Below are 21,777 nucleotides of genomic sequence, written 5' to 3' on the forward strand. Positions count from 1 at the left end.
TCAGGCCTTGGGGCTGGCCGGCAGGAAGCGAAACGCCTTGGCCGGGACGAATTTCTCCGCCGTCTCCCCCGCATAGAGCTGCTGCTCGGTCAGGGGCAACTTGCGCACCGGGGCCCCCGCGGCGAGATCCAGCTTGTCCATGCTCACCCAGAAGGTGTTGGGCAGATGGGTCAGCTCGAAGAAATAGCGGCGATGCTGCTGATCCGCCACGCTGCGCCACAGGGTGGTGGAGATGTTGGGCTGATCCGGGGTGCTGATCCCCATGGGTACCGAGACATTGCGCATTACGCTCATCACCCCGGCCACCGCCTCGTTGGCCTGGTCGGTCTTTGGCAGGGTCTTGATATAGAAGGAGGCGCGGGCAAATCGATCCGCCGAGCGGTTGGTGCCGGGCAGCATGGTGAGACCGCCAATCTCCACCCAGTAGTCGTTGAGAGCCAGTTGCTTGTCAAAGGTCGGCGAGTTGGTCATCACCTGATAGCTGCGGTCGTGGTAGATCTGCAGCTTGCCCCCCACATACTGGAAGATGGCGGAATCACCGCTCGCATCGGAGAGGGAGAGGTGCAGCTGGCCCGGCTTGCCATCCGGGGTCAGGGTGGTCACCACATAGAACTCATCTCTGGAGAGGGCCTCGACCGCCTCGGCCACGGTGGCGAAGTTGTCCAGCGCATACTGGGCCCAGAGCGAGATGGAGAGGGTCTTGCGCGGATCCTTGTCGCTCGGGGTCACATACTCGGACTCGGTCAGATAGAGGAGGTTGGCCACCAGCCCCTTCTCGTTCATGCCGTCGGCGGTGCCCGCATCGAAGCCTGCCGCCACCACGGAGCCGTAACGCGACGTCCACGTCATGGAGTGCGCACCGGCCTCCCCTTCCCGCGCGATGCCACGGGGCAGCGCCCAGAGATTGGTCGGCATGGCGCTGCGCCAGTCCATGGTACGACCGGTCACCACCAGCGCTCCCTCCCCCTGATAGACGGCGCGGGTACAGGCATCGGCGAGGGAACTGACGGAGAGGGAGACGGTCAGGGCCAGCAGGGTCTTGTGCAACAGGGGGGAACGCAGGATTTTCATATGGATCACTCGAGTCTGGTGAAAACACAAGCATACCCCTTTTTGCATAACAGGGGCTGACTGAGGCTGGCAAACCAGGTGGCAGATCTGTCAACAGAGGTACTGCCCTGCCAATCAGCGATCAATATCCATAAATTAATCAAAGAGATAAGCAAGCCACTTCGGGGCGATACCGCCAGATGCCATTCGCTGGCTTGCGTCGGTTTCAGACACATTCCCTGCCCGCCAGCAGGCGGACAGGGAGGGGCTCAGCCTTCCTTCTTGCGGATACTCAGCCCCAGCTCGCGGCCGCGCAGGCGGGCATAATAGATGGTGCCCACAAACGCCAGGGTGGTGAGCACCAGCTCCACCACCGCCAACCACCGCTCCCCCTCATCCGTGGTGATCAGGGTCAGGGCGTGCAGGAAGTAGGGCATCAGCACGAAGTTGCCCCAGGCGTGGGTGTAGGGATTGCCCTGCACTATGCCCTTGAGGGGGAAGAGCAGCGGCACCGTCCAGATCACCGGCAACAGCCAGGGGGCGAGATCCGGGTGGGGCGAGAGCCACAGATGCCAGAGCAGCACCCAGGCCAGCAGGCCGAAAAAACCGGCCAGGGTCAGCAGGCGGGCGAAGCGGGTGGTCACTTGAGGATCTCCAGCACCTGCTCGGGCGGACGACCGATGCGGGCCTGCCCGTTCTTGATGACGATGGGGCGCTCGATGAGCTTGGGGTGCTGGTGCATGGCACGAATGAGATCATCGCCGCTCACCTCGCCGAGCCCCAGCTCCTTGTAGAGATCTTCCTTGGTGCGCATCAGCTGTCGGGGATCCGTGAAGCCAAGCTGACTCAGGAGGGTGCGGATCTGTGCCTCGCTCGGTGCCTGCTCCAGATAGAGCACCACCTCGGGGGCGACCCCGTGCTGTTCCAGCAAGGCCAGGGTTTCACGGCTCTTGGAGCAGCGCGGATTGTGGTAGATTTGGGTCTCGCTCATGATAACTCCCTGATTAATCGCAAGATGGGACAAGAAATGGCGCTATTGTAGGGGAAACGGATGGTCAGGGTAAGCGGGAAGGCTATGGAAATGAAACGGATCTGTTGGCTGATTGTGGCAACCCTGCTGGGGGCCTGCAGCCCGGCACCCGACTTCACCGACGGCGCGGGAAAGAAGGTCAGCCTCGCGGATCTCGGTGGCAAACCGCTGCTGGTCAACTACTTCGCCCCCTGGTGCGCCCCCTGCCTGCGGGAGATGCCCCTGCTGGCAACATTGCACCAGGAAGGTCAGATCCGGGTGATCGCCATCAACTATGATCCCGCCTCCCCCGCCGAACTGACCGAGCTGGCAAGGCGCCACGCCATCAGGGTTCCCCTGATGATCCCGGATGACGACGCCCGCCTCCCGTTCCCAAGGCCCGGGGCGCTGCCCACCAGCTATCTGCTCGATGCCAGGGGCACGCTGCTGGAGACCCTGGTGGGGGAGCTGGACGAGCAGAAGATAGGCGAGATAAAACGCCGCCTGGCGAGCTCCCCATAGCAGAGCCATCCATCATTCTCATTTCTTCATCATCAAGATGCGTTGAAACCGATGAAAGGCCCTATTTTAGCCTGCAAAACAAGGCGGGGTGCCCCCAAAGGAGCACCCCGCCTGCCATCAACCCGCTCCGGACTCAGCCCTTGAGGCTGTCCAGATCCTTCTTGGCCCGCTCCAGCTGGGTGATGCGCGCCTCGATGCGGGCCAGGGTCAGCTTGTCGCTGGTGGTGCCCCGCGCCACGATCAGTTCGTCGATGGCCGCCTGATAGTCCCCGCGCAGGGAAAGGGTCTCCGCCCGTGCCATGTGCAGGTCCGTCATTCTGCCCGCCTTGCGGTAGGCGTCAGACAGTAGGCTCCAGGCCAGGCTGTTCTCGTCGTGCTCCCGGGCATAAGGGTCCAGGATGGCGATGGACTTCTTGTAGTTGCCCCCCTCCAGATAGGCGTTGCCGAGGTTCACCACCACCACCTCGTTGTCCGGCATCCGGGTGCGGAAGCGCTCCAGTCTGGCGATGGCCTGGGCGCTGCGCCCCTTGGCGAGATCGATGTCGGTCAGGGCATCCACCACGAAGAGATCCTCCGGGTGACGGGTCGCCAGCTCCTGCATCAGGGTGTCGGCCTCGTCGGTGCGCTTGAGCTGCAACAGGGCCAGCGCCTTGCCATAGATGGCGGCATCCTTGAGGGGGTAATCCCCCTTCTGCAGGCGGCTGTCGAAGTAGGTGAGCAGCGCCTGGGGCGTCTCGGTGCCATAGCGCACCTGGATGCGCACCTTGGCCAGCCAGAAGTCCAGGCTCGGCGGCAGGGCGCGCGCGCCATAGCTCCCGGCCCGGGCACGGGCTTCGCTGATCCGGGTCTCCGGCAGGGGGTGAGTCAGCAGCATCTCCGGCGGCTTGCTGGCGTAGCGGTACTCCGCCGCCAGCTTCTGGAAGAAGTTGGCCATGCCCATGGGATCGAACCCGGCGTCATACAGCGTCTTCATGCCGATGCGATCCGCCTCGTATTCGTTGTCCCGGGTGTAGTTGATGGCCGACTGCATCGACAAGCCAAGCGTGGTCTGCAAGGCCGCGATGCCGGCGGTGGGGTTGATCACCGCGAGTGCAATGGAGCCCACCAGGCCGGCCAGGGTCATGGCGGAGCTGCTCGCCTGTGCCTCCATGTAACGGGCGATGTGACGCTGGGTCACGTGGGTGATTTCGTGGGCCAGTACCGAGGCCAGCTCGCTCTCGCTCTCGGCGTAGAGGAAGAGGCCGGTGTGCACCTTGACCCGGCCACCGAGGAAGGCCGCCGCGTTGATGCTGGGATCGTTGATGAGGAAGAAGGTGAACGGGAAGCGCACCCCGTCGGCATTGGTCAGCAGCCGCTGGCCCAGATCGTCGATGTATTCGTTGAGCACGGGGTCATCGATGATGGGCAGGCCCGCCCGGGCAAAACGCATGAAGGCGTTGCCGTAGCGCACCTCCTGCTCGATGGGCAGTGCGGCGACCCCGGCGGTACCGATGTCGGGCAACTGGTTGCTCCCCTGGGCGTGGAAGGTCGCCCCCATCAGGGTGACCAACAGGGGAAGCGATGCTATCAGGGGGGAAAAACGTGCCACGTTATCTCTATCTCCAATCAGACCCCAGCGGGCATCGGCAGAATACCCTTGCCATTCAAGGCCCACAAGCGTTGTTTCATCCTCTCATCACGGCCATAATGACCGCCACGCACGCGATGGAGTTCTCATGGAACAGCTCGACCTGACCCCCTGGCGTTGTCCCGAGCCCCTCATCCGGCTCAAGCTCTGGTTGCGCCAGGCCCGGCCCGGTCAATCCGTGTGCATCCAGCTCGGGGATGCAGGCTCCCGGCAGGACATTCCCGCCTATCTGCGCCGTCAGGGTCACCATGTCCAGACCCTGGAAGAGTCAGCTGCCCGCCTCTCCCTGCTGCTCGTCGTTGCCCGTCACCCCCGGGACGCCCTGCTCGCCCCCGAGCCCATGCCACCCACCCCGTGAGCCGCCATTCAAGGAAGCCTCGATGTTAGATGTATTGAAGCGCTGGTATCAGACCCGTTTTTCCGACCCCGATGCCGTCACCCTCTTCCTGCTGCTGGTCTTCTGCTTTGCCGTGCTCTGGCTGTTTGGGGATCTGCTGGCACCGCTGCTGGTGGCCCTGGTGATGGCCTATCTGCTGGAGTGGCCGGTGAGTCGCCTGCAACGGGGCGGCCTCTCTCGCACCGTCGCTACCAGCCTGGTCCTGCTGTTGTTCATCACGGTGACGACCCTGATGCTGCTGGGCCTCATCCCGACGCTGGTGAGCCAGGGGGTCAACCTGGCCAAGGAGGCCCCCGCCATGCTGGCCCATGCCCAGGACTATGTGCGCACCCTGCCGGAAAAATACCCCGAGATCATCGACGTCAGCCTGGTGGAGACCATCATCGACAACATTCGCCAGCGCATCCTGACCGGCGGCGAACAACTGGTGAGCGCCTCTTTGAGCTCCCTCATCAACGTGGTGGCCATCCTCATCTACGCCATCCTGGTGCCCCTGATGGTCTTCTTCATGCTCAAGGACAAACAGGTGCTGATGGGCGGCCTGCGCCGCTTCCTGCCCCGCAACCGCACCCTGGTGAACCGGGTCTGGGTGGAGATGAACGACCAGATCATCAACTACATCCGCGGCAAGGTTATCGAGATCGTCATCGTCGGCATCGCCACCTATGTGCCCTTCGCCCTGATGGGATTGCGCTACTCCGCCCTGCTGGCGGTCGCGGTGGGCTTCTCCGTGCTCATCCCCTATATCGGTGCCGCCGCGGTGACCGTGCCGGTGGCCATGGTGGCCCTGTTCCAGTGGGGGCTGACCCCCGACTTCGCCTGGCTGATGGTGGCCTATTTCGTGATCCAGGCCCTAGACGGCAACCTGCTGGTCCCCCTGCTCTTCTCCGAGGCGGTCAACCTGCACCCGGTGGCTATCATCATCGCCGTGCTGGTGTTTGGCGGTCTGTGGGGCTTTTGGGGCGTCTTCTTCGCCATTCCCCTCGCCACACTGGTCAAAGCGGTGCTCAATGCCTGGCCCAAGCGGGAAGATCTCCCCCGCCCCGCCCCCTGACCCTGGCAAGGGGCGAGGCCGGGTCTCGCCCCTTCCAGATACCGGCCACCAGCAGCACCTCCGTGACGCTGGCTCATGCTTGCCTTGTCGGGTTTAATTGAAAACCGACATCCGTTTGACTTGCTACGCAGGTCTGATTCGTTCCCACTGCCCACCCACCGACAAGGATCTGTCATGTCCCCAGTCCCTGCCCTGCGCCATGCCTCTTTGGGTGCCTTTCTGGCACTGCTGTTCTGTTCTCCCGTCCGGGCAGACCTCGATATCGGGGCCCTCAGCGCCTTCTCCAGCGACAGCCCTGACAGCCCCATTCCCAAGGGGCTGGTGCTGGGCGGGGCCGTCATCGGCGGTCAGGCCCGTTACCAGCACCAGGACGATACCCTGATGCCCATCCCGGGGGCCCTCTATTTTGGTGACAACCTGATGTATCTGGGGGATCGGGCCCGCTACTACCTGAGCCGGGATGGCAACCTCTCGACCTATGCCTTCGGCCGGATGCGCTTTGGCAACCTGGACCCGGACGACGATCCCTTCCTCCATGGCATGGAGAAGCGCAAGGGGCAGTTCGAGGCCGGTGTTGGGGCCGATATCATCACTCCCTACGCCCTCTGGAGCGTGCGGGCCACCACGGATGTGACCGGCACCAGCAACGGTCAGGAGCTGATGCTGTGGGCCAACTTCCCCATCATCCGCGGCCCCCTGCTGCTGATGCCGGGAGCCGGCGTGATGCTGCGCAGCCACAACCTCGCCAACTACTACTTCGGCGGTGTCTCGCAAGACGAAGCGAGGGCGGACAGGCCGGCTTGGAACACGGGCACCACCCTCTCCCCCATGGTCTCCCTCATCGGCAGCTATCGCTTCAGCGCCAACTGGATTGGCGGCTTTGGCATCAACTACGAGCGCTACGACGACGATATCGCGGACAGCCCCATCGTCCAGCATCAGGGAGAACTCTATGCAGGCTTCGGGGTGGGCTACATCTGGTAGCCCCATCCGGACTGGACAACAAAAAAGGAGCCCATGGCTCCTTTTTTACGGCTATCCGGCGCAGCGTCACCCTGCCACTTCGGCGAGAAATTCGGCGAGCGCCTGGTTGATGAACGCGGGGTTCTCCAAGGTCGAGATGTGACCGGCCCCCGGGATCTCCCTGAACGGGCACCCCAGCACCTCGGCCATCAGATACCCCTCCAGCACAGGGCGAGCCTTGTCCTCGCACCCCGTCATCACCAGTGCGGGCAGCCTCATCTCTTCGAGCCAGTCGATGCGATCCTCCCGGGTCACGAAGCTGCGCCCCACCGCCACCAGGCTCGCCACCTTGTCGGCGGGCCATTGGGCCAGCCGTGCCTTGAAACCGGCCATCAGGGCCGCGTCCGGTTGATGGGCGAAGAAGAGCGGCGCCACCTGATCGGCGATGGGCGCAGGCACGGCGCCGACCTGTTCGATCATCGCCAGCATGCCGAGATAGCGCTCGCAGGTGATCTGGGGTTCAAGGCCGACGAAGCTGTCCATCAGCACCAGGCCCTTGAGGCGAGCAGGCGCCATGCGCGCCAGCTCCACGCCCCACATGCCACCGATGGAGAGCCCCACCAGCACGCACTCGTCGATGCCAAGGGCATCGAGCAGCGCCAGATGATCCCGGGCCAGGGTCGCCAGGGTGCAGGGCCCCTCGGGCAGCACATCGGAATCCCCGTGACCCCAAAGCTCGGGCACGATGCAGCGATAATGCCCCTTGAGGGCCTCGATTTGCGGTGCCCACATGGCACTGTCCCACAGGTAGCTGTGGCCAAAGAGCAGTGCCGGACCCTGCCCCTCGTCCAGATAGGCCATGCGGCGGCCCGCTATCTCCATAAACTGCTTCATGTTTTCTCCTGTTGCCAGCGGCGATGAAACTGGCTTTCCTGTTTTTCTGTTGCCAGCGGCTGATAAGGCGGCAGTGTAACACGCCACCCTTGGCAGGGGTGCCCGCCTGGTGCAAGCTGGAGAGACTCACAACGAGGAGTCACCAAGGAGAGGATGATGGCCAAGGAAAAGAGCAAGAAACGCCCCCGTCTGGACAAGAAGACCTACGAACATCACCTCGCCCACCTGCAGGAGGAGCTGGTCAAGTTGCAGGAGTGGGTCAAGCAGGAGGGGCTCAAAGTGGTGGTGCTGTTCGAGGGGCGCGACGCCGCGGGCAAGGGGGGCGTCATCAAGGCGATCACCGAACCCCTCAACCCCCGGGTCTGCCGGGTCACCGCCCTGCCCGCCCCCTCGGATCGGGAGCGTACCCAGTGGTACTTCCAGCGCTACGTGGCGCACCTGCCCTCGGCGGGCGAGATGGTGCTGTTTGACCGCTCCTGGTACAACCGGGCCGGGGTCGAACGGGTGATGGGCTTTTGCAGCGACGACGAGTATCGCGAATTCCTGCGCGCCTGCCCCGAATTCGAGCGGATGTTGATCCGCTCCGGCATCACCCTCATCAAATACTGGTTCTCGGTCAGCGACGAAGAGCAGGAGAAACGCTTCAAGGAGCGCATCAACACTCCCATCAAGCGCTGGAAATTCAGCCCCATGGATCTGCAATCCCGCTCACGCTGGGTGGAATACTCCCGCGCCAAGGATGACATGTTCACCTACACGGATACCGAGGATTGCCCCTGGTTCGTGGTGGACGCCGACGACAAGCGCCGCGCCCGCCTCAACTGCATCTCCCACCTCCTTGGCAAGGTGCCCTACGAGGCGATCCACTACGAGCCCATCACCCTGCCCCCCATCAAGACCGAAGGGTATGAGCGCCCACCGCTCACCAGCCAGCACTTCGTGCCGGACGTCACCGCCGCCCTCGAGTCAGACAAGCACGGACAGTGACGGGACCCCGGCCAGCCGCCCCCGCTGGCCGGACCCGGGCTTCGGATGACGGGCAATAAAAAGCCGGTCTTGCGACCGGCAAAAGGCATTGAACGTATAGAAAGGAAAACCTGGCACTCTCGCCCTCTCAGGCGCGGATATATTTGGCCGTGCGCGGGAACGCCTGTTCTTTGGCATCGAACAGGTAGCAGGCTTCGGCCGGGATGCCGACGCTGTACTCCTGGCCGGTGGCCACGTCGATGTCGGAGCTCGCCTTGACGGTGAAGTCGTGACCATCCACGTCCATGTAGACGAAGGATTCTGCCCCCAGGTGTTCGGCAACCTGCACCACGCCGCTCACGCGGCTGTCGGCATGGGCATGACCCAGCGGCACCAGGTGCTCGGGGCGAATGCCCAGCTCCACCTTGTCACCCACCGCGCCGCGACGGGCATCCACCCGGGCACGCACGGTATCGCCGGAGGTGAGCTTGACCACGCACTCCTGCTCGCCGATCTCCACCAGCTCGCCCGCCAGGAAGTTCATCTTGGGGGAGCCGATGAAGCCCGCCACGAACTTGTTGTCCGGGTTGTGGTAGAGCTCGAGGGGGGTGCCGAACTGCTCCAGGTTGGTGGCCGCCTCGCCCTTGAGCGGGCTCAGCACCACGATGCGGTTGGCCAGCGTCATGGCCTCCACCTGGTCGTGGGTCACGTAGATGATGGTGGAGTTGAGCTCCTTGTGCAGCTTGGCGATCTCGATGCGCATCTTGACCCGCAGGGCGGCGTCGAGGTTCGACAGCGGTTCGTCAAACAGGAACACCTGCGGCTGCTGCACGATGGAGCGGCCGATGGCCACCCGCTGACGCTGACCGCCAGAAAGGGCCTTGGGCTTGCGGTCCAGCAAAGGCTCGAGACCCAGGATCTCGGCGGCGCGCATCACCCGCTTGTGGATGTTCTCCTTGTCCATCTTCTTGAGCTTGAGGCCAAAAGCCATGTTCTCGTAGATGTTCATGTGCGGGTAGAGGGCGTAGGACTGGAACACCATGCCCACGTTGCGCTCCACCGGCGGCACGTCGTTCATGTAGCGCCCGCCGATGGTCAGCTCGCCGCTGGTGATGTCTTCCAGACCCGCGATCATCCGAAGCAGGGTGGACTTGCCGCAGCCGGACGGGCCGACGAAGACGATGAACTCCCCTTCCTTGATGTCCAGGTTGATGCTGCGCAGGGTGTCCTTGTGGACAGCCGGGTCGTAATTTTTGCGAACGTTGTTGAGTACTACTTCAGCCATGTCGAGCTCCGCTCTTGAATCTTTGCAAATCGTGATGACGGGGGGAGCCAGCTCCCCCGGCCATGAACCGTTAACCTTTCACGCCGCCTGCGGTCAGACCGCCCACCAGCCAGCGCTGGGCGAGCAGGAAGACGACCGTGATGGGGAAGCCTGACAGCACGGCGGCTGCGGCGAAGTCACCCCACAGGTAGTTCTGCGGATAGAGGTACTGCTGGGCCCCGACCGCCAGGGTCAGATTGTTCACATCCTGCAACAGGATGGAGGCCATGGGCACCTCGGTGATGGAGCCGATGAAGGCCAGGATGAACACCACCGCCAGAATGGGCACCGACAGGGGCAGCAGGATCAGGCGGAACGCCTGCCACGGAGTAGCGCCATCGATGGCCGCCGCCTCCTCCAGGGAGGAGTCGATGGTCTCGAAGTAGCCCTTGATGGTCCAGACGTGCAGGGCGATGCCCCCCATGTAGGCCAGGATCAGGCCGCCGTGGGTGTTGAGACCCAGCCAGGGGATGTAGTCACCGATCTTGTTGAAGAGCGCGTAGATGGCCACCAGTGCCAGCACCGCCGGGAACATCTGGAAGATCAGCATGCCCTGCAGGATGGTGGACTTGCCACGGAACCGCAGACGGGCGAAGGCGTAGGCACAGGTGGTGGAGAGCACCACTATCATCAGGGCGGTGATGCCCGCCACCTTGATGGAGTTCCACAGCCAGGTCAGCACCGGGAACGGCGGCGGCGTGATGCTGCCGTCGGCGTTGGTGATGGACATGCCGAGCGCCAGCTTCCAGTGATCCAGGGTCGGATTGGTGGGGATGATCTCCCCCACCGAGAAGTTGCCGTTACGGAACGAGATGGCGATGACCATGATCAGCGGGAAGATGATCAGTGCCAGGAAGCCCCACATCACCAGGTGGGTTGCCCACACCCGGTATTTGACTGATTTGGGTTGTACGATTGCCATGTTGAAGCCTCCTTACAGTTGCTTGTCGGCTTTGGACAATTTCAGGTTGAGCAAGGCCAGCGCACCCACGATGAGGAAGATGGCGGTGGCGATGGCACTGGCCAGACCGTAGTCCTGACCACCCGAGCCCTGGAACGCGATCCGGTAGGTGTAGCTCACCAGCAAGTCGGTGGTCCCGGCCGGCGTGGTGGCCCCGATGATGTCCGGCGCCCCGTTCGTCAACAACTGGATAAGTACGAAGTTGTTGAAGTTGAAGGCAAAGGATGCAATCAACAGCGGTGTCAGCGGCTTCATCAAGAGCGGTACGGTGATCTTGAAGAAGTTCTGTACCGGCCCCGCCCCGTCCATGGCAGACGCCTCGTAGAGATCTTCCGGAATCGCCTTGAGCAGGCCCATGCAGAGGATCATCATGTAGGGGTAACCGAGCCAGGTGTTGACGATGAGGATCATCACCTTGGCCAGGAAGGGATTGGTGTACCAGTCCGGCTTGATGCCGAAGGCCGCTTCCAGGAACAGGTTGATTTCACCGAAGTTCTGGTTGAACAAGCCCTTGAACACCAGGATGGAGATGAACGCCGGTATCGCATAGGGCAGGATCAGCATGACCCGGTAGAAACCACGCCCCCTGAGCTGCTCCCACTGCACCAGACACGCCAGCACCATGCCGATCGCCAGGGTGAACGCCACCGAACAGGCGGAGAAGATCACGGTCCAGACGAAGATCTGCATGAAGGGACTCTGGATACCCGGGTCCGTCATGATGCGCATGAAGTTTTTCCAACCCACGCTCACCACGAAACCGGGGGCAACGCCCTTGCCGACGAAGTGACCTTCCGCATCGATGTACTGGTAGAAGCCGGTGTCACCGTTGGGCAGCATCAGCTCGCCGCTCTGGTTGTCACGCAGCAGGTTGGCATCTTTTATCATGACGCCGGACTTGAGCACGGCGCCGTCGACCAGCTGGGTATAGAGCTGTTTCTGGGCGGCGAACTTGCGCAGGCTGCTCAGGGTCAGATGGATATTGCCTTCGGGCAGTACCACATCCAGGGCACTCAGGTGGGTGCGGTGATCGACGATGGCACGAATGGGTGCCGCCTCGCCGACCGTGGCCCCGTCCAGAGGCTGCAACTGAACAACCTGGGGCTCGTCACGGACCCGTCCTTCACGGACGGCCAGGGTACGCGCCTTGTTGTTCAGCAAGGTAAGGGGTTGACTGATAAAGGATTGGTCGTCCTGTTTCAGCAGCAGCTGAAACTGATTGTTCTCACCACCCAGGAGGGTGAAATCGAATTCACCGCCGGTCACCTTGTAGGTTTTTTTCAGATGGTAATCCCGAGCCTGCTCAAGGGAGAGCAAGTTGGATCCCGAATAGTTGGTGAAGGCGATGCCGATCGTGTAGGCAAGAGGGAAGATGATAAAAACAACCATGCCTGCCACACCGGGGAAAATATAACGGTGGGCATAGGTCTTCTTGTTCATGAAGACATAGAGACCGACGGATACGACCACCAGATCGAGCAGGGCAAATACCCACTCGCCGCTGGCATACATCATCACGGCCGCATAACCATTAAGCACTGCGATCAGTGCCGCCATGGTCCATTTCAGCCAGACGTACTTGTCTTTCTTCGGACCGGCATAGGATTCGATAGAAGGTACTACTTCCATGCCAATTAACCTTTATTGCGCCAAGAGAGATTGAGAGAGTGGGAGGCCCGAAGGCCTCCCGGGTAGTGCATGCTTACTGGACGATACGCTTGGCAGCGGTATCCAGGGCTTCGTCAACACCCTGACGGCCAGAGGTGACGTTCTTGAGGGCGGTTTCGAAGGAGGACCAGAAACGGCTCATCTCGGGCACGGACGGCATCGGTTCGCCGTTCTGGGCGTTCAGCATGGTGGCCTTGATGTTGGGGTCGGCTTCCAGGGTCTTCTGGAAGGACTTCAGGGCCACGGCACCCAGCGGCTTGTCGGCGTTCATCGGCGCCAGACCGGCATCGGTCAGCAGGTAGTTCTCGAGGAACTCGATGGCCAGATCCTTGTTCGGGCTGGCGGCGTTGATGGTGGCACCCAGTACGCCAACGAAGGCCTTGGCCGGCTTGCCTTTCAGGGTCGGCAGCTGGGCTACGCCATACTTGATGCCGCTCTTGTCCAGGTTGCTCCAGGCCCAGGGGCCGTTGATCATCATGGCTACTTCGCCCTTGTTGAACTTGGCGTCCATCACACCGTAGTCGATGCCCTTCTCCAGGTGACCGGATTTGATCATCTCGGAGATGTAGCCGACGCCAGCCTTGGCACCTGCGTTGTTCACGCCGGTGTCTTTGACGTCATAGCCGGTGGCGGTCTTCTTGAAGGCATAACCACCGTTGGCAGCCACCAGGGGGTAGCTGAAGTAGGGGGTGTCATAGGCCCACATGATGGCGCGCTTGCCATTTTTCTTCAGGTCTTCGTCGATCTTGGCGATCTCTTCGAAGGTCTTCGGCGGGTTGGGCAACAGATCCTTGTTGTAAATCAGGCTGACGGCTTCTACCGCGACCGGGTAGCCATAGGTCTTGCCATCGACGGTCATGGCATCCCAGGCGAATTGCTCGAACTTGGCCTTGGTGGCGGCATTCGGGGTCACGGGAACCAGCAGACCGGACTTGACCCACTCACCGTAACGGTCGTGAGCCCAGAAGAAGATGTCCGGGCCGTTGCCGGTGGCGGCGGCTTGCTGGAATTTGACTTCAACCTGATCCGGGTGGGCGACGGTGACCTTGATGCCGGTTTCGGCTTCAAACTTCTTGCCGACTTCGGCCAGGCCGTTGTAGCCCTTGTCACCGTTGATCCAGATGGTCAGCTGACCTTCATCAATGGCAGCAGTGGCAGAGCAGGCCACGCCCAGGGTAGCCAGACCGATCAGGGATGACAGCAATTTCTTTTTCATGAGCCTTTCCTTGTATTAGTTCCGCGCTGTAAGAGCATTGTGTGCAGATGAATATTATCCCAAGCAGTCAATGCCTCACATGACACGCCTCGCATTTTTGAAATGCAATTACGTATTTTCTTCCAGAAAGTTATGAAAACATTTTCTTATTTCAGCGACTTAGGAAGGGATATCCCCATATTTTTGCCAAGATATGGAAATTAAATTACAGAAGGGAAATTAATTTACGTCATTGAAAGGGATTTCACCCCACTGAAAACCCTTTCATTCCCGATATTTTGTTCAATGTGTTAACAAAAGTACTGAGGTGGTTTCCATCTACATCACCCCCTTAAATAAAAAGGCACCGGAGCAGACTCCGGTGCCTTTTTGCAAGAAATGACGGCTGGATCACATTACGACTGGCGCAGCAATTGATCCTTGAGATTGGGCGGGACTCCCCTGATGGTCAGGGTGTCGGTCTGGGGATCGTAAAAGACCCGGCTGTTGAGCAACTTCTGCTCGAAGCTCAGGGTCAGGCCGCCACCGGAGCCCACAAACTTGGTCAAGCCCCGCAGGGTGGAACGGTCCGCCGGGAAGCGCTCCTCCAGCTCGTACTCCTGACCGATGAAGCTGTAAAAATCGAGGTCCCCATCACCGGGCAATTCCGCCGACAGCTCCTTGATCTCGATCTCCTCGCCGGCGCTGGCCTGCTCGGTGCAATATTTGAAGACCTGCTTCTTGTAGTCATTGCGTTCGGCCGGTTCGAGTTGGCGGCTGTCACAGTAATCGTCCACCGCCTGCAGCAACCCCTTGTTCTGGATCTTGGCATCCATGCCCTCCCGGGCCCCCAGCAGATCCATGAAGAAATCCCCCAGCTTGCGACCGACCCGGCCCTTGCTGAAGGTGATATAACGACGAGAATCCCCCTGGGTTTTCCACTCGGTGAGATCGATGCGGGCCACCAGATTGAGTTTGCCGATATCCAGGTACTGGATGTGGCGCAGCTCCAGCGCCTCGCTCACGGTGACGCTCTCCTTGCCTTCCAGCAGGGCGATCATCAGGTAATCCACCCCCACATAGTTGTACTTGGCAATCAGCAACACCCCTTGCTCGTCCAGGGCATGCTCCACCAGCTGCTTGACCAGCATCTGGGTCAGGTTAACGGAAAAGGGGACGAACTCGGTCTGCTCCGCCAGCAACTGCTCCAGGGCGATGCGAAAGGCGGGGGAAGGCTGCTTGGGGGCGTCTTCCCCCTCCGCCAGCTCGGCGACGGCGGCCTCGGGATCGGCGAAGAAGCCAAAGCCCTTTCCCCCCTTGCCGTTGTAGATGCGATGCAGCTCCGCCATCAGCCCTTGTACCGCCTCGTCGGCAGGCAGGGTCTGGCTGCGGGTATCGGCGTGGGGCTGGCCATCGTTGCCCGCCCGCAGGGAGTGAAGAATGATCTTGTCGATATCGAGACTCATGTCACAAAGCCATAGTGTTAGCCGAAAGGGTGAAGTATTATAAGGCGCTTTGAACCGAGGTGAACCCAAGATTATGCCCATCGTATCAAAGTACAATAACGAGCAGTTTGACGCCCTGATGAACGACCTGATCACCGCCCTGGAGAAACACAAGGCACCGGTGGATCTCAGTCTGATGGTCCTTGGCAACCTGACCACCAACATCATCAACGGCATGGCCCCGGCCCAGCGCCAGGCGATCACCGAGAAGTTCATCCAGGCACTCACCGCCTCGGTGGGCCATCGCCACGATGCGCACTGAGTTTCTTCGCATTCTTTGATGTTTTTCAAGCAGATGGATCATTATGGTCGAAACCGGCAACCCCTATCGCGATAATGTCTCTCGCCTGATCACCTGGGGGCATTGGTTCTCCTTCTTCAACATCATCCTGGCCATGCTGATCTCGACCCGTTACCTGGGCGCCATCAGCTGGCCGTCGACCACGCTCGGCGTGACCTATCTCGTCATCAGCTGGATAGGTCATTTCTCGTTCCTGAGCTTCGTCACCTATCTGCTGACCATCTTCCCCTTGAGCTTCATCCTGCCCAGGGAGAAGCCGCTGCGCTTCATTTCATCCATCATCGCCACCCTGGCGCTGGTGCTGCTGCTTATCGACACCCAGGTGTTCCAGCTGTTCAAGTTCCACTTGAATGGCCAGGTGTGGCAACTGCTGCTGGATCAGGCGCAGACCGAAGAGGGCTCTATCTGGAGCATCATCTTCGTGGCGGTGCCCGCCATCTTCCTGCTGCAACTGCTGCTGTCGGCCTATGTGTGGCGCAAGATCAACAAGCGCAAACGCCGCCAGTACGGCAATCAGGTGGGACTGGCCCTGCTGGTCTGCTTCATCCTGACCCATCTGGTCAACAGCTGGGCGGATGCGACCCTGTATCAACCCATCACCATGCAGCGGGCCAACTTCCCCCTCTCCTACCCCATGACCGCCAGAAGCTTCCTGGCCAAGCATGGCTGGCTCGACCTCGAGCAGTATGAGAAGAAGGCCGAAGATCAGGGAAGCGCTGAGCACCGTCTGCTCTATCCCTTGCGCCCCCTCAGCGTGAGCGCACCCAGCGATCACAAAAACCTGCTGGTGGTGGTGGTCGACTCCCTGCGAGCCGACATGCTCAACAACATCAACATGCCCAATCTGCAACGCTACGCGGACAACCACTTCAATTTCCGCCAGCACATGAGTGGTGGCAATGATGAAGCCATGGGGATGTTCAGCCTCTTCTACGGGCTGCCCGGCCACTATTACGGGGACATCCGGGCCGACAAGCGCCCCCCCGTGCTGTTCGACGAGATGCTGCGTCAGGACTACCAGTTCGGCCTGTTCGGTGCACTGGAAGATGCCAAGCAGTATCGCCAGAGCCTGCTTGCGGGTCTGCGCAAGCAGGTCTTCGTCTCCCGCCAGACCGATGACCGCAGGCTCATCGACGACTGGCAGCAGTGGCTTGGCACGCGCACCGCGGACAGACCCTGGTTCTCTCTGGTCTATCTCTCTAGCCCGGGGGATTATCAGGTGCCCGCCAGCATCAAGGGCCCCTTCCAGCCCGAGTTGACCCGCTTCAACCCGGCCACTGCCTATCGGCCCGAGAACCTGCAGAAGCTGGAGAACCGCTACAAGAACGCGGTCTTCTATACCGATCAACTGCTGGAGCAGATGCTGACCCAACTGCAATTGCAGGGGCTTGATGATCAGACCATCGTCGTGGTCACCTCCAACCACGGTCAGGAGTTCAACGAGACCCAGAGCAACAGCTGGGGCTATGGCAGCAATTACTCGACCTATCAGGTGCAGGTCCCCCTGGTGCTGGCCTGGCCTGGTGCCGAACCTGCGCCCCAGGCGCAGGCGAGCAGCCACCTGGATCTGGTACCGACCCTGATGAAGAACATGCTGGGTGTACGCAACCCCTATCGTGACTACAGCACGGGGCGCAACCTGTTCGAAGCCAGTACACGCACATGGCTGCTGGCGGGGGATCAGAATGACTTCGCCATCTATCAGGGCAACACCATCACCCAGTTCAACAAGCAGGGGGACTTCGAGCTGCTGGACCGCGACACCTATCGCCCCATCAAGCACGGCACCCCGGACATGGGCACCCTGATCCAGGTGATGAACGAGCTCAATCGCTTCTATCGCGCCCCCTGATCAGCGCCAGCCTACCTCCTTGAGCCCGCCCCTATGGCGGGCTTTTTCTTGCCCGCACCACGCCCGTCCTCCTGTTTCCCATGGCGTCATTCGCAAACGTATGCCACTACCTTACTGATTTATCCCTCAAAAAACTCAATTCGATCAATATCATAAAAACAAAATGATAATGATTGTCATTTATTGATCTACTTGACTCCCTCTGCAATAATCCGCGCCCCTCAGGCTTAAATAATAATTATTCTCAAATATGAAAATTCGACTTCTTCACTACTGGCCCATGCTGCTGTCCGGTACGGCGCTGGCTGCCAGCGATCCCGCCGGGGTCGACACAACGGACATGCTCCCCGAACTCAAGGGGCGGGAAACCATCGTGGTCAAGGGACAGCGCATCGAGCAGAAGCTCTCCGACGTGTCGGGTTCCATCACCGTCATCACGGAGGAGGATCTGGATCGCCAGGTTGCCACCGAACTCACCGATGTGTTCAAGAACGAACCCGGCGTCTCGGTGACCGGCTCCGCTGGCCGCCCCCAGAACATCATCATCCGCGGCATGGGCGGCAACCGGGTGCTCATCATCAAGGACGGGGTGCGGGTCAGCGACGGTTTTGGCGCCGACGACCTCAACGACAAGGTGGGGCGCTTCAGCTTCGATCTCGACGACGTCAAACAGATAGAGGTGGCCAAGGGAGCCGGTTCCTCCCTCCATGGCTCCGATGCCATCGGCGGCACCATCGTCATCAGCACCAAGCAGCCGGAAGATTACCTTCAGGGCCAGGATGCCTATCTCAGCAGCAAGGTGCTGCACGATGGCAACAGTGACAAGCAGAAGCTGAGCGCCACCGGCGCCGCCCGGATACGGGATACCGAACACCTGCTGCGCCTCTCCGGCTGGCAGGGACATGAGACCGCCAACTACGACGAGAGCCGCATCCCGGCGGATCTGGATGGCCTCAGCGCCTCCACCAGCTCTCGCATCCAGCTGAACGAACATCATCTGCTGCGCCTCGAACTCGACTACTTCGAGGACAACGCCGAACGGGATCAGGGGCCGCGCGAAGTGCCCCAGCCCGATGGCAAGTGGCAGGTGCGCCAGTACCACGAGCAGGGCAGCCAACGCACCCAGGGGGGAAAGCTGGCCTGGGAGGCGAGCAACCTCGACACAATACTGGCCGACAGCCTCACCTGGAGTGCCTACGGCAATCACTCGAAAAACACCGCCAACAAGCGCAGCCTGCTGCAAAACGATCTGCTGAGCGGTTATCCGCGCTATCGCAGCGAACGGGAGCTCGCCACCTTCACCGAAGACAGGATCGGTACCGAGCTGGATGTGCGCCGGGATCTCGCCACCGGCCATCTCGCCCATCAACTCAGTTACGGCATTGAGCTGGAGCGCACCACCCACGAGCGGCCGGTGGAGAAGCTGAGTCTGGAGGCCGGCATTCCCCAACCCGGCCAGTCCGCCCCCTTCAGCCGCGCCCGTACCGACAGGGCCGGAGTCTGGCTCGGCGACGTGGCCAGCCTGGGCCAGTGGCAGTTCACCCCCACCCTGCGCATGGATCACCAGTGGCTCACGCCGCTGGACGGCAGCCACGACAGCAACCACAGCTGGCACCTCTCCCCGAGCCTGGCCACCAGCTACCGCTTCAACGACCAGTGGCGCAGCTGGCTCAGCTACGCCAACGGGTTCCGGGCGCCTTCCTACGACAAGGTGTACGGCAACATCCCCCACTACTTCGCCCTGCCGCCCTTCGAGATCATCGCCAACACAGGGCTCAAGGAGGAAACCAGCCACAGCATCGAGTGGGGGCTGAGTGGCGAGGGGGACAACTGGAGCATCAAGCCAGCGCTCTTCTACAACCGCTACTACAACTTCATCGACTGGCGCGAGGTGGGGCTGCGCCTGAGCGATGGTGTCATCCTGCGCCAATATCGCAACGTCGCCAAGGCCGAAACCTGGGGGGCCGAACTCGCCGCCAGCTACTGGCTGACCCAGGAGTGGGAGCTCGCCACCAAGCTCGGCTGGGTCGATGGCGAGGACAACAAAGGTGAAGCGCTGCGCACCCTGACGCCCCTCGAGGGCAACACCCGTCTGAGCTATCAGGCCAATGAGTGGAGTCTGGGCATTCAGGCGGACTATGCCGCCGCCATGAGCCGGGTGCCCACCTGCGGCAACAGCCTGACCGGCCGCCAGGGGGACTGCCTCGAAAGTGCCGGCTGGCTCAGTTTCGCCCTGACGGCCGACTGGCTGGTCACCGACGCCCTCAAGGTCAACCTCAAGCTCGACAACCTGTTCGACACCCGCTACACCCGCTATCAGGATGTGGCCGGGCTGGAAGCCGGGACCGATGCTTCCCTCTTCACCCAGAGCGGCCGCACCCTGAGTGCCAGCCTGCGCTACACCTTCGTGGGGATCTGATGCACAGCTTACTGATCCTGGCCAGCCTGCTGGCCACGCCGGCCCCCGCCTCTCCCCTGCCTGAGGCAACCCTGGAGGCCGAGCCCCTCATCCCCGAACGCCCGCAACTGATGAAGGGGGAGATAGCCCGTCTAGATCCCTATGGTGGCTGGCGTGATGACAGCCGCCAGGATCCCGCCCTCCTGACGCTGCTGCGCGAGCAGAACCGCTGGACCGAGCAGCAGCTCGCCGGCCAGGCGCCACTGGTGCAGCGCCTGCAGACGGAGTGGCAGGGCCGGGAGCGGGGCGAACCCGTGCCGGACGACTGGCTGAGCCAGGCTGGCAGCCAGTGGCGCATGGAGGCGGACGGCAGCCTGTGGCAACGCCGCGACGCCAATGACGCTCCCCGAAAGCGGCTGGCTCCCCGCCAACCTGCCGAGGGGTATTACGAGCTCGCCGCCTGGGCCCTGCACCCGGACGGGCACCTGCTTGCCCTGGCCGAAGACCGCAGGGGAGATCGGGACTACCGCATCACCCTGCTGGATCTGGCGAGTGGCGAGACTCTGGCCTCTTTGCCTCACCGCGCCGGCGATCTGCTCTGGAGTCTGGATGGCAAGACCCTCTACACCCTCGCCAACGAGCGCCAGACCCTGCGCCCCTGGCAACTGCTGGCCTGGCAGAATGGCAAGGAGACCCTGGTGTATGAGGAGCGCGATCCCGCCTGGCTGCTCGGCCTCTATCACACCACGGATCGCCGCCACCTGGTGCTGCAAAGCAACAACCACGACAGCTCCGAGCAATACCTGCTGGACGCGGGTCGGGCCGACCTGCTCAAGGGGCGCGAGCGCGGCCTCGAGTACTACCTGGATACCCAGGGGGACAGGGTGCTGCTCAAGAGCAACCGGGACGGCGCCCTCGGCCTCTATCAGGTGGCCGACTTGAGCCTGGTGGCGAAGGGAGAGTGGCAACTGCTCTGGTCCGGCGAGGGCCGGGAACTCGAGAAGTGGCGCCTCTTTGCCCGGCACACCGTGCTGCAATACCGCAAGGAAGGGGATGACTGGCTCGATGTGCTGGATGCCAAGGGTGCGTTGACCCACAGCCTGCCGCTCACCGATGGCGCAGGCACGGCCTGGATCCAGGGCAGCCAGCAACCGGCCAGCGACAAGGTGCTCATTCGCCGCCAGGGTATGGCCGAGCCACCTCACCAGCGCTGGCTGGATCTCTCCTCCGGCGCCTGGGAGGGGACACCCGAGACCAGGGACACCTCCCCCTATCAGAGCGAGCGACGCTGGATCGCGGGCAAGGATGGGGTCAAGGTGCCTGTCTCCCTGGTCTGGCGCAAGGGCATTACCCACCCCAGGGCACTGCTGCTCTACGGCTATGGGGCTTACGGCACCCCCATGCGTCCCTACTACCAGCCCCGGGTGCTGAGCCTGCTGGATCGCGGCTTTGTCTACGCCATCGCCCATGTGCGCGGGGGCGGTCTGCTCGGCGAATCCTGGTACCGGGAGGGTCGTGGCCGGGACAAACAGCACAGCGTGGATGATTTTCTCGCCGTGGCCGATGCCCTGGCACGGGATCCCGCCATCGATCCCGCCCGGCTGTTTGCCATGGGCGGCAGCGCCGGCGGCCTGCTGGTGGCAGCGGCACTCAACCAGGCGCCCACCCGTTTCGCCGGGGCCGTGCTGCAAGTTCCCTTCGTCGACCTGCTGGGCACCATGCAGGATCCCGAGCTGCCCCTCACCCGGCAGGAGTACGCCGAGTGGGGCAATCCGGCCATCCCGGGTGACTATGCCGCGATGCGCCGCCTGAGCCCCTACGACAACCTGCACAAGGCCCCTTATCCCCCCGTCTATGTGACGGGCGGCCTACACGACAGTCAGGTGCCCTACTGGGAACCCCTCAAGTGGATAGCCCGCCTGCGATCCCATAGCACGGGAACAGGCCCCTATCTGCTGCGCACCGAACTCGACGGCGGCCACCTGGGCGCCCCCCGAACGGCGGCGCTGCGTGCGGCGCAGGAGTTTGCCTTCCTGCTCACCCTGGCGGGCGTCAACCACTGACCACTTGTCCTCTTTTTCTGGAGTGAAC

The 21,777-nt window shown here is 61.9% G+C and carries 19 protein-coding genes; 9 read left to right on the top strand and 10 right to left on the bottom strand.

Annotated features, from left to right (window positions below; translation table 11 throughout):
* The 3 genes from AB5Y47_RS03245 to arsC form a co-directional block, all read right to left on the bottom strand.
* A complete protein-coding gene (locus tag AB5Y47_RS03245) occupies positions 1-1,071 on the bottom strand; it encodes a linear amide C-N hydrolase (RefSeq protein ID WP_323887017.1) in 1,071 nt (356 codons plus the stop codon).
* 248 nt (positions 1,072-1,319) lie between these two features.
* Positions 1,320-1,694 carry a DUF2069 domain-containing protein gene (locus tag AB5Y47_RS03250; protein ID WP_069785092.1) on the bottom strand — a complete coding sequence of 125 codons (375 nt, stop codon included), beginning with the start codon at positions 1,692-1,694 and terminating at the stop codon, positions 1,320-1,322.
* Positions 1,691-2,041, bottom strand: coding sequence for an arsenate reductase (glutaredoxin) (gene arsC, locus AB5Y47_RS03255; RefSeq protein ID WP_010674260.1), 351 nt, complete (start codon positions 2,039-2,041; stop codon positions 1,691-1,693). The genes AB5Y47_RS03250 and arsC overlap by 4 nt, the downstream gene beginning before the upstream one ends.
* 60 nt (positions 2,042-2,101) lie before the next feature.
* Between arsC and AB5Y47_RS03260 the strand changes: the two genes are divergently transcribed.
* Complete coding sequence (locus tag AB5Y47_RS03260; protein WP_128318062.1) at positions 2,102-2,581, top strand: TlpA disulfide reductase family protein; 480 nt, start codon at positions 2,102-2,104, stop codon at positions 2,579-2,581.
* Between the two features lie 133 nt (positions 2,582-2,714).
* On the opposite strand, the gene AB5Y47_RS03265 is transcribed toward AB5Y47_RS03260, so the two are convergent.
* On the bottom strand, positions 2,715-4,169 hold the full coding sequence (locus AB5Y47_RS03265) for a M48 family metalloprotease (RefSeq protein WP_223918331.1): 1,455 nt from the start codon (positions 4,167-4,169) through the stop codon (positions 2,715-2,717).
* A gap of 127 nt (positions 4,170-4,296) precedes the next feature.
* On the opposite strand from AB5Y47_RS03265, the gene AB5Y47_RS03270 reads away from it, so the two are divergent.
* From AB5Y47_RS03270 to AB5Y47_RS03280, 3 genes are all read left to right on the top strand, one after another.
* Positions 4,297-4,566: a sulfurtransferase TusA family protein gene (locus tag AB5Y47_RS03270; protein WP_368219819.1), complete on the top strand. Its 270-nt coding sequence runs from the start codon at positions 4,297-4,299 to the stop codon at positions 4,564-4,566.
* A 22-nt stretch (positions 4,567-4,588) separates the two neighbouring features.
* Positions 4,589-5,659: an AI-2E family transporter gene (locus AB5Y47_RS03275; RefSeq protein WP_029314318.1), complete on the top strand. Its 1,071-nt coding sequence runs from the start codon at positions 4,589-4,591 to the stop codon at positions 5,657-5,659.
* Positions 5,660-5,833: 174 nt separating this feature from the next.
* A complete protein-coding gene (locus AB5Y47_RS03280; protein WP_368219820.1) occupies positions 5,834-6,643 on the top strand; it encodes a MipA/OmpV family protein in 810 nt (269 codons plus the stop codon).
* A gap of 66 nt (positions 6,644-6,709) precedes the next feature.
* Here the strand turns inward: AB5Y47_RS03280 and AB5Y47_RS03285 are convergent, their stop codons facing one another.
* Positions 6,710-7,516 carry an alpha/beta fold hydrolase gene (locus AB5Y47_RS03285; protein ID WP_368219821.1) on the bottom strand — a complete coding sequence of 269 codons (807 nt, stop codon included), beginning with the start codon at positions 7,514-7,516 and terminating at the stop codon, positions 6,710-6,712.
* 156 nt (positions 7,517-7,672) lie between these two features.
* Between AB5Y47_RS03285 and ppk2 the strand changes: the two genes are divergently transcribed.
* On the top strand, positions 7,673-8,503 hold the full coding sequence (gene ppk2, locus AB5Y47_RS03290) for a polyphosphate kinase 2 (protein ID WP_010674253.1): 831 nt from the start codon (positions 7,673-7,675) through the stop codon (positions 8,501-8,503).
* A 127-nt stretch (positions 8,504-8,630) separates the two neighbouring features.
* Here ppk2 and AB5Y47_RS03295 read toward each other — a convergent pair whose 3' ends face one another.
* The 5 genes from AB5Y47_RS03295 to yejK all read right to left on the bottom strand — a co-directional run bounded on the left by AB5Y47_RS03295 (position 8,631) and on the right by yejK (position 15,096).
* Positions 8,631-9,767, bottom strand: coding sequence for an ABC transporter ATP-binding protein (locus AB5Y47_RS03295; RefSeq protein WP_010674252.1), 1,137 nt, complete (start codon positions 9,765-9,767; stop codon positions 8,631-8,633).
* A gap of 70 nt (positions 9,768-9,837) precedes the next feature.
* Positions 9,838-10,728, bottom strand: a complete 891-nt coding sequence (malG, locus tag AB5Y47_RS03300; protein ID WP_010674251.1) for a maltose ABC transporter permease MalG — start codon at positions 10,726-10,728, stop codon at positions 9,838-9,840.
* 12 nt (positions 10,729-10,740) lie between these two features.
* On the bottom strand, positions 10,741-12,396 hold the full coding sequence (malF, locus tag AB5Y47_RS03305; protein WP_201968802.1) for a maltose ABC transporter permease MalF: 1,656 nt from the start codon (positions 12,394-12,396) through the stop codon (positions 10,741-10,743).
* Positions 12,397-12,469: 73 nt separating this feature from the next.
* Positions 12,470-13,651, bottom strand: coding sequence for a maltose/maltodextrin ABC transporter substrate-binding protein MalE (malE, locus tag AB5Y47_RS03310; protein ID WP_010674249.1), 1,182 nt, complete (start codon positions 13,649-13,651; stop codon positions 12,470-12,472).
* Positions 13,652-14,046: 395 nt separating this feature from the next.
* Positions 14,047-15,096 (bottom strand): nucleoid-associated protein YejK, encoded by a 1,050-nt coding sequence (yejK, locus tag AB5Y47_RS03315; protein WP_039038628.1) that lies wholly within the window; start codon positions 15,094-15,096, stop codon positions 14,047-14,049.
* 73 nt (positions 15,097-15,169) lie between these two features.
* Here yejK and AB5Y47_RS03320 point away from each other — a divergent pair, with 73 nt between their 5' ends.
* The 4 genes from AB5Y47_RS03320 to AB5Y47_RS03335 all read left to right on the top strand — a co-directional run bounded on the left by AB5Y47_RS03320 (position 15,170) and on the right by AB5Y47_RS03335 (position 21,749).
* Positions 15,170-15,397 (top strand): YejL family protein, encoded by a 228-nt coding sequence (locus tag AB5Y47_RS03320; RefSeq protein WP_039038627.1) that lies wholly within the window; start codon positions 15,170-15,172, stop codon positions 15,395-15,397.
* Positions 15,398-15,440: 43 nt separating this feature from the next.
* Entirely contained in the window at positions 15,441-17,288 is a 1,848-nt protein-coding gene (locus AB5Y47_RS03325; RefSeq protein ID WP_010674246.1) for a DUF3413 domain-containing protein, read from the top strand.
* Between the two features lie 250 nt (positions 17,289-17,538).
* Positions 17,539-19,707, top strand: a complete 2,169-nt coding sequence (locus tag AB5Y47_RS03330) for a TonB-dependent hemoglobin/transferrin/lactoferrin family receptor (protein ID WP_368219822.1) — start codon at positions 17,539-17,541, stop codon at positions 19,705-19,707.
* Entirely contained in the window at positions 19,707-21,749 is a 2,043-nt protein-coding gene (locus AB5Y47_RS03335) for a prolyl oligopeptidase family serine peptidase (protein ID WP_368219824.1), read from the top strand. Before AB5Y47_RS03330 ends, AB5Y47_RS03335 begins: the two co-directional genes overlap by 1 nt.
* Positions 21,750-21,777 lie beyond the last annotated feature (28 nt).

It is taken from the genome of Aeromonas sp. R7-2, from assembly GCF_040908105.1.
In the GTDB taxonomy this organism is placed as follows: domain Bacteria; phylum Pseudomonadota; class Gammaproteobacteria; order Enterobacterales; family Aeromonadaceae; genus Aeromonas; species Aeromonas caviae.

Excerpts from the sequence above, each read along its gene's own strand:
- AB5Y47_RS03245 (WP_323887017.1), bottom strand. The coding sequence starts at position 1,071 with ATGAAAATCCTGCGTTCCCCCCTGTTGCACAAGACCCTGCTGGCCCTG.
- arsC (WP_010674260.1), bottom strand. The coding sequence starts at position 2,041 with ATGAGCGAGACCCAAATCTACCACAATCCGCGCTGCTCCAAGAGCCGT.
- AB5Y47_RS03260 (WP_128318062.1), top strand. The coding sequence starts at position 2,102 with ATGGTCAGGGTAAGCGGGAAGGCTATGGAAATGAAACGGATCTGTTGG.
- AB5Y47_RS03270 (WP_368219819.1), top strand. The coding sequence starts at position 4,297 with ATGGAACAGCTCGACCTGACCCCCTGGCGTTGTCCCGAGCCCCTCATC.
- AB5Y47_RS03275 (WP_029314318.1), top strand. The coding sequence starts at position 4,589 with ATGTTAGATGTATTGAAGCGCTGGTATCAGACCCGTTTTTCCGACCCC.
- AB5Y47_RS03280 (WP_368219820.1), top strand. The coding sequence starts at position 5,834 with ATGTCCCCAGTCCCTGCCCTGCGCCATGCCTCTTTGGGTGCCTTTCTG.
- AB5Y47_RS03285 (WP_368219821.1), bottom strand. The coding sequence starts at position 7,516 with ATGAAGCAGTTTATGGAGATAGCGGGCCGCCGCATGGCCTATCTGGAC.
- ppk2 (WP_010674253.1), top strand. The coding sequence starts at position 7,673 with ATGGCCAAGGAAAAGAGCAAGAAACGCCCCCGTCTGGACAAGAAGACC.
- AB5Y47_RS03295 (WP_010674252.1), bottom strand. The coding sequence starts at position 9,767 with ATGGCTGAAGTAGTACTCAACAACGTTCGCAAAAATTACGACCCGGCT.
- malG (WP_010674251.1), bottom strand. The coding sequence starts at position 10,728 with ATGGCAATCGTACAACCCAAATCAGTCAAATACCGGGTGTGGGCAACC.
- malF (WP_201968802.1), bottom strand. The coding sequence starts at position 12,396 with ATGGAAGTAGTACCTTCTATCGAATCCTATGCCGGTCCGAAGAAAGAC.
- malE (WP_010674249.1), bottom strand. The coding sequence starts at position 13,651 with ATGAAAAAGAAATTGCTGTCATCCCTGATCGGTCTGGCTACCCTGGGC.
- yejK (WP_039038628.1), bottom strand. The coding sequence starts at position 15,096 with ATGAGTCTCGATATCGACAAGATCATTCTTCACTCCCTGCGGGCGGGC.
- AB5Y47_RS03320 (WP_039038627.1), top strand. The coding sequence starts at position 15,170 with ATGCCCATCGTATCAAAGTACAATAACGAGCAGTTTGACGCCCTGATG.
- AB5Y47_RS03325 (WP_010674246.1), top strand. The coding sequence starts at position 15,441 with ATGGTCGAAACCGGCAACCCCTATCGCGATAATGTCTCTCGCCTGATC.
- AB5Y47_RS03330 (WP_368219822.1), top strand. The coding sequence starts at position 17,539 with ATGAAAATTCGACTTCTTCACTACTGGCCCATGCTGCTGTCCGGTACG.
- AB5Y47_RS03335 (WP_368219824.1), top strand. The coding sequence starts at position 19,707 with ATGCACAGCTTACTGATCCTGGCCAGCCTGCTGGCCACGCCGGCCCCC.